General features: G+C 66.6%; 8 protein-coding genes. All 8 read right to left on the bottom strand.

What is annotated here, in order from left to right; translation table 11 throughout:
• Positions 1-311: 311 nt before the first annotated feature.
• The 8 genes from P1P70_RS08825 to P1P70_RS08790 all read right to left on the bottom strand — a co-directional run bounded on the left by P1P70_RS08825 (position 312) and on the right by P1P70_RS08790 (position 11062).
• Entirely contained in the window at positions 312-920 is a 609-nt protein-coding gene (locus P1P70_RS08825) for a hypothetical protein (protein ID WP_319235961.1), read from the bottom strand.
• Complete coding sequence (locus P1P70_RS08820) at positions 917-1474, bottom strand: RNA polymerase sigma factor (protein WP_319235964.1); 558 nt, start codon at positions 1472-1474, stop codon at positions 917-919. The genes P1P70_RS08825 and P1P70_RS08820 overlap by 4 nt, the downstream gene beginning before the upstream one ends.
• A gap of 226 nt (positions 1475-1700) precedes the next feature.
• Positions 1701-2894 carry an elongation factor Tu gene (tuf, locus tag P1P70_RS08815; protein WP_033528329.1) on the bottom strand — a complete coding sequence of 398 codons (1194 nt, stop codon included), beginning with the start codon at positions 2892-2894 and terminating at the stop codon, positions 1701-1703.
• A gap of 182 nt (positions 2895-3076) precedes the next feature.
• Positions 3077-5203: an elongation factor G gene (gene fusA, locus P1P70_RS08810; protein WP_318810798.1), complete on the bottom strand. Its 2127-nt coding sequence runs from the start codon at positions 5201-5203 to the stop codon at positions 3077-3079.
• Positions 5204-5242: 39 nt separating this feature from the next.
• Positions 5243-5713 (bottom strand): 30S ribosomal protein S7, encoded by a 471-nt coding sequence (gene rpsG / locus P1P70_RS08805; RefSeq protein ID WP_005481264.1) that lies wholly within the window; start codon positions 5711-5713, stop codon positions 5243-5245.
• A 2-nt stretch (positions 5714-5715) separates the two neighbouring features.
• Positions 5716-6087: a 30S ribosomal protein S12 gene (gene rpsL, locus P1P70_RS08800; protein WP_003948652.1), complete on the bottom strand. Its 372-nt coding sequence runs from the start codon at positions 6085-6087 to the stop codon at positions 5716-5718.
• 288 nt (positions 6088-6375) lie between these two features.
• Complete coding sequence (locus P1P70_RS08795) at positions 6376-6870, bottom strand: DUF1707 and DUF4190 domain-containing protein (protein WP_319235962.1); 495 nt, start codon at positions 6868-6870, stop codon at positions 6376-6378.
• A gap of 292 nt (positions 6871-7162) precedes the next feature.
• The gene (locus P1P70_RS08790) at positions 7163-11062 is read right to left on the bottom strand and encodes a DNA-directed RNA polymerase subunit beta' (RefSeq protein WP_319235960.1); all 3900 of its coding nucleotides are present in this window, start codon (positions 11060-11062) and stop codon (positions 7163-7165) included.
• Positions 11063-11131: the final 69 nt, after the last annotated feature.

The following is an 11131-nucleotide window of genomic DNA, read 5'->3' as shown; positions in this document are numbered from 1 at the left end:
TCCGCTTCACGGGCGCACCAGGGTCCACCCGGGTTGTGTTCCGTGGCGTCAGATTTGGATAGAAGGCAGCCCCGACAGAGCGGGCGACACGGCGAGCCCCGCACCCGCCCCCAGCACGATTCTCCGACTGACGTCCGCGGACATGCCACACCCCTTGACCGGTCATCCCGAAGGCTGCATTTGCTCAGCGACATGACAAATGGTGGAGGGAGTGAAGCGAGGGGACAACGGGTCGAACGCGCCGAATAGTTTCGAAGGGAGAACCGCCGGGGGCCCGCACGGTCGGCGGCGTCCGGGCCCCTCGACCTGCTTCAGTCCAGGGACTCCTCAAAACTCCTCAACCCGTCCCAGGGGACTTCCCGGCAGGGCTCCGCCTTCCCCTTCACCGCGTACATGCTCCCGGCGGGGCTGACCGAGTCCTTGACCGGCTCCGGGTCCTCGAAGACCAGGGTGTCGCCGGGACGCAGGACGTACGGGTGTTCCACCATCACGTCGCCCGACCCCTCGAAGCTCCAGCGCGGCGAGTACATCTCACCGCGGGGCTGCGCGCAGACGAATCCGCTGCTGGGCCTGTCGACGCTGACATGGATACCCTCGGCTCGCAGACGCTCGGTAAGCTCCCGCTTGTCGTCCCCGCTCAGGATGATCTCCTTCATGCTGACCGTGACGCTGCCGTCGTCGTTCCGCTCCACCGCGTACGCCTGCGACCCACCGGTCGACGACGGCAGCGCGACCACGACCCCCGCCGCCGCGACGCACGCGGCGAGGGCGACCACCGCACGGCGCGCGGTGATCCTGCGCCGGATCACCGGCGCCACCGGCTCCGGGCGGTCCTCGGCCCGCAACGCGATCTCGCGCTGGAGCTCGTCCAGCAGCCGGTCCTCGAAGGTCCTCGTCGGCTCGGTCGTCTTCCCGCTCATGCCTTACCCCCTGCGTACGTGAGTGCTGCCGCGTGCCCGCCGTCCCCGCCCGCCGCGGCCGACCGCAGCGCCTTGCGCGCCCGGTGCAGCCGTACACGCGCCGTGACCTTACGTATCCCCAGCGCCGTGGCCGCCTCGGTGACGCTCAACTCGTCGACGGCGACCAGCTCGATCACCGCGCGCTCCCCGTCGGGCAGCCCCTCCAGAGCGGCCAGCGCCCGGCGCCCGGCCCCCTCCGCGTCGAGCTTCTCCTCCAGCCGGCCGATGTCGTCGGCCTCCAGCAGCCGCCGCCCGGCCTCCCTGCTGCCGAGCGCGCTCTGCCGCGCGCTGCGCCGCGCCTCCGCCGCCACCACGTTGCGCGCGATGCCGTACAGCCAGGCCGTCTCGCTGCCGAGGTCGGGCCGGTAGGCGCGGGCGGAGTCGATCACCGCGAGGAAGGTCTCGGCGGTGAGGTCGGCGACGGTGTGCGGATCGGTGACCCGCCGGGCCATGAAGCGCGTGACGGCGTCGACATGGCGGCGGTAGAAGATCTCGAACGTGGCCGGGTCGTACATCTCTCCCGGCGGACCGCCCCTGCTTCTCGTGTGCGGTGCCAAGGTGTGCACCTCTCGTCCTCGGTCATGCTGTCACCCGTACTTGGTCCGCCGGGCCGAAAGCGTTACGGGGCAAGCGATATGGCAAGTGATCACCGGGCAAGCGAAAGGGCCCGTACGACCGAAGTCGTACGGGCCCCTTCAGGAGCTCAGCTGGTGCTGGAGCTACCAGGTCAGACCGACAAGACTACTTGTTGATCTTGGTGACCTGGCCGGCGCCCACGGTCCGGCCACCCTCACGGATGGCGAACTTCAGGCCCTCTTCCATGGCGATGGGCTGGATGAGCTCCACCTTCATCTCGGTGTTGTCACCCGGCATCACCATCTCGGTGCCCTCGGGGAGGGTCACAACGCCCGTCACGTCCGTCGTACGGAAGTAGAACTGCGGACGGTAGTTGTTGAAGAACGGCGTGTGGCGGCCACCCTCGTCCTTGGACAGGATGTAGGCCTGGGCCTCGAACTCGGTGTGCGGCGTGACCGAACCGGGCTTGATGATGACCTGGCCGCGCTCGACGTCCTCGCGCTTGATGCCACGGAGGAGCAGACCGACGTTCTCACCGGCCTGGCCCTCGTCGAGCAGCTTGCGGAACATCTCGATGCCGGTGACCGTGGTGGTGGTCTTGTCCTGCTTGATACCGACGATGTCGACGGTCTCGTTGACCTTGAGGACACCACGCTCGATACGACCGGTGACGACGGTGCCACGACCGGTGATCGTGAAGACGTCCTCGATCGGCATCAGGAACGGCTTGTCGACGTCACGCTCGGGCTGCGGGATGTTCTCGTCGACGGCCTTCATCAGGTCGAGGACGGACTGGCCCCACTCCTTGTCACCCTCAAGGGCCTTGAGCGCCGAGACCTTGACGACCGGCAGGTCGTCGCCCGGGAACTCGTACTCGGAGAGCAGCTCACGGACCTCGAGCTCGACGAGCTCCAGGATCTCCTCGTCGTCCACCATGTCGGCCTTGTTCAGGGCGACGACGATGTACGGAACGCCGACCTGGCGGGCCAGGAGCACGTGCTCCTTGGTCTGCGGCATCGGGCCGTCGGTGGCGGCGACGACGAGGATGGCGCCGTCCATCTGCGCCGCACCCGTGATCATGTTCTTGATGTAGTCCGCGTGACCGGGGCAGTCGACGTGGGCGTAGTGACGGGTCTCCGTCTGGTACTCGACGTGCGCGATGGAGATGGTGATACCGCGCTGGCGCTCCTCGGGAGCCTTGTCGATCTGGTCGAACGCCGAGGCCTCGTTCAGGTCCGGGAACGCGTCGTGCAGCACCTTGGTAATGGCGGCCGTGAGGGTCGTCTTACCGTGGTCGATGTGACCGATGGTGCCGATGTTGACGTGCGGCTTAGTCCGCTCGAACTTCGCCTTCGCCACTGGGGTCCTCCTGTGGAGTGGTTCTGAACGCCTTGCTTCATCGGCGCCAGGTGATCTTTGCTGGAAAGTCCGGGTCCCGGGGCAAACAACCGTGTTTGCGGCTGTTTGCCCCACGAGGCTCCGGAGTCAAGCCTAAAGCGTGTGTACGCGGTGCGTTGAACGCGGTGGTCCAACGCTGTGCGTTACTCGCCCTTGGCCTTCGCGATGATCTCCTCGGCGACGTTCCGCGGAACCTCGGCGTAGGAGTCGAACTGCATCGAGTAGCTTGCGCGACCCGAGGTCTTGCTGCGGAGGTCTCCGACGTAGCCGAACATCTCCGAGAGGGGCACGAGGCCCTTCACGACGCGGGCACCGGCCCGCTCCTCCATGGCCTGGATCTGACCACGGCGGGAGTTGATGTCGCCGATGACCTCACCCATGTAGTCCTCGGGCGTGGTGACCTCGACGGCCATCATCGGCTCGAGCAGCACGGGGCTGGCCTTGCGCGCGGCCTCCTTGAAGGCCTGCGAACCGGCGATCTTGAAGGCGAGCTCGGAGGAGTCGACCTCGTGGTAGCCACCGTCGATGAGCGTGACGCGGACGCCCGTCATCTCGTAGCCCGCGAGGATGCCGAACTGCATGGCCTCCTGCGCACCGGCGTCCACCGAAGGGATGTACTCCTTCGGGATGCGGCCACCGGTGACCTTGTTCACGAACTCGTACGAGGCGTCGCCGCCCTCGATCGGCTCGATGGCGATCTGCACCTTGGCGAACTGGCCGGTACCACCAGTCTGCTTCTTGTGCGTGTAGTCGACGCGCTCGACGGCCTTGCGGATCGTCTCGCGGTAGGCGACCTGCGGCTTGCCGACGTTGGCCTCGACCTTGAACTCACGGCGCATACGGTCGACCAGCACCTCGAGGTGCAGCTCGCCCATACCACCGATGATGGTCTGGCCCGTCTCCTCGTCCGAGTGGACCTGGAAGGAGGGGTCCTCCTCCGCGAGACGCTGGATGGCGACACCCAGCTTCTCCTGGTCACCCTTGGACTTGGGCTCGATGGCGACCTGGATGACCGGCGCCGGGAAGTCCATGGACTCCAGGATCACCGGCTGCTTGTCGTCGCACAGCGTCTCACCGGTCGTGGTCTGCTTCAGACCCATGACGGCGATGATGTCGCCGGCGCCCACCGACTCGATCTCCTCACGCTTGTTCGCGTGCATACGGTAGATCTTGCCGATGCGCTCCTTCTTGCCCTTGACGGAGTTCAGCACGGCGGTGCCGGACTCCAGGCGGCCCGAGTAGACCCGGACGAAGGTGAGCTTGCCGAGGTGCGGGTCGCTCATGATCTTGAACGCCAGCGCGGACAGCGGCTCGTCGTCGGACGGCTTGCGCTTGACGACCTCCTCCGGGTCGTTCACGGCGTGGCCCTCGATGGCCTCGACGTCGAGCGGCGTGGGGAGGTAGCGCACGACCGCGTCGAGCAGGGGCTGGACGCCCTTGTTCTTGAACGCGGTACCACAGAACACCGGGGTGACCGTGACGCCGTCGGACTTGCCGGACGCGATGGTGATGCGGCGGATCGCGGCGTACAGCTGCTCCTCGGTGGGCTCCTGGCCCTCCAGGAACAGCTCCATGATCTCGTCGTCGTTCTCCGCGACGGCCTCGACCAGCTTGCCGCGGTACTCCTCGGCGGCCTCGGTGTGCGTGGCCGGGATGTCGACGACGTCGTACATCTCGCCCTTGGCGGCCTCGGCGGACCACACGAGCGCCTTCATGCGGACCAGGTCCACAACGCCCTTGAAGTCCATCTCGGCGCCGATCGGCAGCTGCATGACGAGCGGGACGGCACCCAGGCGGCTGGAGATCATGTCCACACAGCGGTGGAACTCCGCGCCCGTACGGTCCAGCTTGTTCACGAAGCAGATGCGCGGCACGCCGTAGCGGTCGGCCTGACGCCACACGGTCTCGGACTGCGGCTCGACACCGGCGACACCGTCGAACACCGTGACGGCACCGTCGAGCACGCGGAGCGAACGCTCCACCTCGACCGTGAAGTCGACGTGACCCGGGGTGTCGATGATGTTGATCGTGTAGTCGTTGTCCTCGAGCGGCCAGTGACAGGTGGTGGCAGCAGAGGTGATCGTGATGCCACGCTCCTGCTCCTGCTCCATCCAGTCCATGGTGGCAGCGCCGTCGTGGACCTCACCGATCTTGTAGCTGACGCCGGTGTAGAAGAGGATCCGCTCGGTGGTGGTCGTCTTGCCCGCGTCGATGTGGGCCATGATCCCGATGTTGCGGACCCTGGCCAGGTCAAGTGAAGTGGTAGCCATAAGGCTTCGGTCTTCTCTCGGTCTCGATGTGGGTTGCGACTACCAGCGGTAGTGCGCGAAGGCCTTGTTGGACTCGGCCATCTTGTGGGTGTCCTCGCGCTTCTTCACAGCGGCACCGAGGCCGTTGGACGCGTCGAGAAGCTCGTTGAGCAGACGCTCGGTCATGGTCTTCTCGCGACGGGCGCGGGAGTAACCGACCAGCCAGCGCAGCGCGAGCGTGTTGGCACGACCGGGCTTGACCTCGATCGGAACCTGGTACGTCGCACCACCGACACGGCGGGACTTGACCTCGAGGGTCGGCTTGATGTTCTCCAGCGCGCGCTTCAGCGTGATGACCGGGTCGTTGCTGGTCTTCTCGCGCAGGCCCTCCATGGCGCCGTACACGATGCGCTCGGCGGTGGAGCGCTTGCCGTTCAGCAGCACCTTGTTGATGAGGGAGGTCACCAGAGGAGAACCGTAGACCGGGTCGATGATGACCGGGCGCTTCGGGGCGGGGCCCTTACGAGGCATTCTTACTTCTCCTTCTTGGCGCCGTAGCGGCTGCGGGCCTGCTTGCGGTTCTTGACACCCTGGGTGTCGAGCGAACCGCGGATGATCTTGTAGCGAACACCGGGCAGGTCCTTCACACGGCCGCCGCGCACGAGCACGATGGAGTGCTCCTGCAGGTTGTGTCCCTCACCCGGAATGTAAGCGGTGACCTCGATCCCGCTGGTCAGACGCACACGCGCGACCTTACGCAGGGCCGAGTTCGGCTTCTTCGGGGTGGTCGTGAACACACGCGTGCAGACGCCGCGACGCTGGGGCGAACCCTCGAGTGCGGGCGTCTTGTTCTTCTCGACCTTGTCCTGCCGGCCCTTACGGACCAGCTGCTGGATCGTAGGCACTACTTCTCCGGTTTCTGTGTGCCGAATGGTGAAGCTAACCTGGAACATTCGCCGACCCACGCGGTCGGGTGTGTCGAAACTGCTGAACTCCCGCCGCGAGGCAGAAAGGGCGCAGAGTACGGCGGCCGCTTACGGCTCCCCCTGTGCGGTTGAAGGCACGCACGAGAGCCAGGGCACACCCCAGGCACAAGGTCTGAGCGTACCTACCTCATTCGCTATGGTCAAAACAAATGGGCGGGCGGGGGTTTAAGGACGGACGCATCCGCGCCGCCGAACGCCCGCCGGGCCTCAGGTCCCGCTGCTGGACGAGACTCCCGCGATCATGAAAAGCAGGAGGAAGAACGCCCAGCCCGCCACGGAGAGCCAGCCCAGGATGACGCCGGCCAGGGCGAAGCCCTCACCGCCCTCACCTGTGCGCTTGATCTCCGCGCGGGCGGTGTGGCCCAGGACGACCGCCGGAATGCCGGTGAGCCCGAACGACATGGTCGTGAGCACACCGCAGACCATCGCGCCGATGGCCTTGCCGTTGGTCGGCGGGGGCAGCGCGGGCGCCGGCATGAAGGTTCTCGGGACCATGGGCGGCGTGGGCGCCATGCCGCTCGGCTGCGCCCCTGAGGGCCCCTGAGGCAGGTCGGCGACCAGGACGGCCAGCTCCCCCACCGTGCGCGCCTGGTAGGCCCTCTCGACGCGCCTCTCGTACTCGTCCTGCGGGAGGCGGCCCTCGCTGAAGCCCGCCTTCAGCACATCGACGGCACGCTCACGGTCGGCATGTGCGGCGAGCATGGAGGGGACACTGCCCTGCGCCTGCTGCCACGGGATCGGCTGCCATGACGGATTCGACACGAGAAACTCCCCCGGACTGGTTGTCCCTCCATGATGCGACAACGCACAGCCCCCGGCACCGGTTCCCCGCACCGGTTCTGTCCCGGTTCTGCCACATCGCACACACGTACGCCCACCCCGCACGCCCGTGCCCTCGCACGCCCGTACGCCGCCGGGCCCCCGATGACGGAACGCCGAAGGGCGGCCACCCGAAGGTGACCGCCCCTCAACTCAAGCAACCACAACCGTTCGCCTACTGGTTGTACGGACCGTAGTCGTAGTCCTCCAGCGGGACGGCCTGGCCGGAGCCCGTGCCGAACGGCGAGTAGTCGATGTCGTCGTAGCCGACGGCCGAGTACATCGCGGCCTTGGCCTCCTCGGTCGGCTCCACCCGGATGTTGCGGTAGCGGGACAGACCCGTACCGGCCGGGATGAGCTTACCGATGATGACGTTCTCCTTGAGGCCGATGAGGCTGTCGGACTTGGCGTTGATCGCCGCGTCCGTCAGGACTCGGGTCGTCTCCTGGAAGGAGGCGGCCGACAGCCAGGATTCCGTCGCCAGCGAGGCCTTGGTGATACCCATCAGCTGCGGACGACCGGAGGCCGGGTGACCGCCCTCCTGGACCACACGACGGTTCTCGGTCTCGAACTTGGAGCGCTCGACCAGCTCGCCGGGCAGCAGCTCGGCGTCGCCGGACTCGATGATCGTCACACGGCGGAGCATCTGCCGGATGATGATCTCGATGTGCTTGTCGTGGATCGACACACCCTGCGAGTTGTAGACCTTCTGGACCTCGCCGACCAGGTGGACCTGGACGGCACGCTGACCCAGAATGCGCAGCACGTCGTGCGGGTTGGTGGCACCCACGGTGAGCTTCTGGCCCACCTCGACGTGCTCGCCCTCGCTCACCAGCAGACGGGCGCGCTTCGAGATCGGGAACGCCGTCTCGTCGCTGCCGTCGTCCGGCGTGATGACGATCTTCTTGGTCTTCTCCGTCTCCTCGATGCGGACGCGACCGGCCGCCTCGGAGATCGGCGCGACACCCTTGGGCGTACGGGCCTCGAAGAGCTCGACGACACGCGGCAGACCCTGCGTGATGTCGTCACCGGCCACACCACCGGTGTGGAAGGTACGCATCGTCAGCTGGGTACCGGGCTCACCGATGGACTGGGCGGCGATGATGCCGACCGCCTCACCGATGTCGACCAGCTTGCCGGTGGCCAGGGAGCGGCCGTAGCACATGGCACACGTGCCGACCTTGGACTCACAGGTCAGGATCGAGCGGGTCTTGACCTCCTCGACACCGTGGTGCACGAGCTGGTCGATGAGCACGTCGCCCAGGTCCACGTTGGCCGGCGCGATCACCTTGCCGTCGATGACGACGTCCTCGGCGAGCATGCGGGCGTAGACGCTGGTCTCGACGTCCTCGGCCTTGCGCAGGATGCCGGCCTCGTCCTTCGAGGCGATCCGCAGCTTCAGACCGCGCTCGGTGCCGCAGTCCTCCTCGCGGATGATGACGTCCTGCGAGACGTCCACCAGACGACGGGTCAGGTAACCCGAGTCGGCGGTACGCAGGGCGGTGTCCGCCAGACCCTTACGGGCACCGTGCGTGGAGATGAAGTACTCCAGCACGGACAGGCCCTCGCGGAAGGACGCCTTGATGGGACGCGGGATGGTCTCGTTCTTGGCGTTCGACACCAGACCACGCATACCGGCGATCTGACGCATCTGCATCATGTTTCCGCGGGCACCCGAGTCGACCATCATGAAGATGGGGTTGGTCTTCGGGAAGTTCGCGTTCATCGCCTCGGCGACCTCGTTGGTCGCCTTGGTCCAGATCGCGATGAGCTCCTGCGTGCGCTCTTCCTTGGTGATCAGACCGCGCTCGTACTGCTTCTGGACCTTCTCGTCCTGCGCCTCGTACCCGCGGACGATCTCCTTCTTCGCCTCGGGAACGACGACGTCGGAGATGGCCACGGTGACACCGGAACGGGTCGCCCAGTAGAAGCCGGCCGCCTTCAGGTTGTCGAGCGTCGCCGCCACGATGACCTTGGGGTAGCGCTCGGCCAGGTCGTTGACGATCTCGGAGAGCTGCTTCTTGCCCACCGAGTAGTCGACGAACGGGTAGTCCTCGGGCAGCAGCTCGTTGAAGAGGGCACGGCCCAGCGTGGTCTTCAGACGGAAGCTGTCACCCTGCTGCCACTCCGGCTCGCCCTCCTCGCGCTCCGGCGGGGTCCAGCCGCGCGGCGGGATGGTGCCCACCGGGAAGCGGATGTCCACCGCGGACTGCAGCGCCAGCTCGCCGGCGTCGAACGCCATGATCGCCTCGGCCGTGGAGGCGAACGAACGCCCCTCGCCCTTGGTGTCACGGAGCTCGCCGTCGGTGGTGAGGAAGAACAGACCGAGAACCATGTCCTGGGTCGGCATGGTGACGGGACGACCGTCAGCCGGCTTCAGGATGTTGTTCGAGGACAGCATCAGGATGCGGGCCTCGGCCTGCGCCTCCGCGGAGAGCGGCAGGTGGACGGCCATCTGGTCACCGTCGAAGTCCGCGTTGAACGCGGTGCAGACGAGCGGGTGGATCTGGATGGCCTTGCCCTCGACCAGCTGCGGCTCGAAGGCCTGGATGCCGAGGCGGTGCAGGGTGGGAGCACGGTTCAGCAGCACCGGGTGCTCGGCGATGACCTCTTCGAGGACGTCGTACACGACGGTGCGGCCGCGCTCCACCATGCGCTTGGCGCTCTTGATGTTCTGCGCGTGGTTGAGGTCCACGAGCCGCTTCATCACGAACGGCTTGAAGAGCTCCAGCGCCATCGCCTTCGGCAGACCGCACTGGTGCAGCTTCAGCTGCGGACCGACGACGATCACGGAACGCGCGGAGTAGTCCACACGCTTGCCGAGCAGGTTCTGACGGAATCGACCCTGCTTGCCCTTCAGCATGTCGCTGAGGGACTTCAGCGGGCGGTTGCCGGGACCGGTGACCGGACGGCCACGACGGCCGTTGTCGAACAGCGCGTCGACGGCCTCCTGGAGCATGCGCTTCTCGTTGTTCACGATGATCTCGGGCGCGCCGAGGTCGAGAAGCCGCTTCAGACGGTTGTTCCGGTTGATCACACGCCGGTACAGGTCGTTCAGGTCGGAGGTCGCGAAGCGGCCACCGTCCAGCTGCACCATCGGGCGAAGGTCCGGCGGGATGACCGGCACGCAGTCGAGCACCATGCCCTTGGGGCTGTTGGAGGTCTGCAGGAAGGCAGAGACGACCTTCAGCCGCTTCAGCGCACGGGTCTTCTTCTGGCCCTTGCCGGTGCGGATGATCTCGCGGAGGCGCTCGGCCTCCTCGTCCAGGTCGAAGGACTCCAGGCGCTTCTGCAGCGCCGCGGCACCCATCGAACCGTCGAAGTACGTGCCGAAGCGGTCACGCAGCTCGCGGTAGAGGAGCTCGTCGCCCTCCAGGTCCTGGACCTTGAGGTTCTTGAACCGGGTCCAGACCTCGTCGAGACGGTCGATCTCGCGCTGCGTACGGTCGCGCAGCTGCTTCATCTCCCGCTCGGCACCTTCGCGCACCTTGCGGCGCACGTCGGCCTTGGCGCCCTCGGCCTCCAGCTCGGCCAGGTCGGTCTCGAGCTTCTTGGCGCGGGCCTCCAGGTCGGCGTCGCGACGGTTCTCGACCTGCTGACGCTCGACGGAGACATGGGCCTCCAGCGAGGGCAGGTCGCGGGTGCGGCGCTCCTCGTCGACGTACGTGATCATGTACGCCGCGAAGTAAATGACCTTCTCCAGGTCCTTCGGGGCGAGGTCGAGCAGGTAGCCCAGCCGCGACGGAACGCCCTTGAAGTACCAGATGTGGGTGACGGGAGCGGCCAGCTCGATGTGGCCCATCCGCTCACGGCGCACCTTGGCGCGCGTGACCTCGACGCCACAGCGCTCACAGATGATGCCCTTGAAGCGGACGCGCTTGTACTTGCCGCAGTAGCACTCCCAGTCCCGGGTCGGACCGAAGATCTTCTCGCAGAAGAGTCCGTCCTTTTCGGGCTTGAGCGTGCGGTAGTTGATCGTCTCGGGCTTCTTGACCTCGCCGTGGCTCCACTGACGGATGTCGTCAGCGGTGGCCAGACCGATCCGGAGCTCGTCGAAGAAGTTGACGTCGAGCACTATGCGTCAATCCCTCTCAGGGTTGTAAGTCATGGGGTCTGATACGGGGGTCCTGGGGCCGGCGGCCTT

This window comes from Streptomyces sp. MB09-02B, from assembly GCF_033794485.1.
Classification (GTDB): Bacteria; Actinomycetota; Actinomycetes; order Streptomycetales; family Streptomycetaceae; genus Streptomyces.
Note: the sequence above shows the minus strand (reverse complement) of the source record. Positions and strands in the feature narration are given on the sequence as shown.

Coding starts and splice junctions, on each gene's coding strand:
- P1P70_RS08825 (WP_319235961.1), bottom strand. CDS start 920: ATGAGCGGGAAGACGACCGAGCCGACGAGGACCTTCGAGGACCGGCTG.
- P1P70_RS08820 (WP_319235964.1), bottom strand. CDS start 1,474: ATGTACGACCCGGCCACGTTCGAGATCTTCTACCGCCGCCATGTCGAC.
- fusA (WP_318810798.1), bottom strand. CDS start 5,203: ATGGCTACCACTTCACTTGACCTGGCCAGGGTCCGCAACATCGGGATC.
- rpsG (WP_005481264.1), bottom strand. CDS start 5,713: ATGCCTCGTAAGGGCCCCGCCCCGAAGCGCCCGGTCATCATCGACCCG.
- P1P70_RS08795 (WP_319235962.1), bottom strand. CDS start 6,870: ATGCTCGCCGCACATGCCGACCGTGAGCGTGCCGTCGATGTGCTGAAG.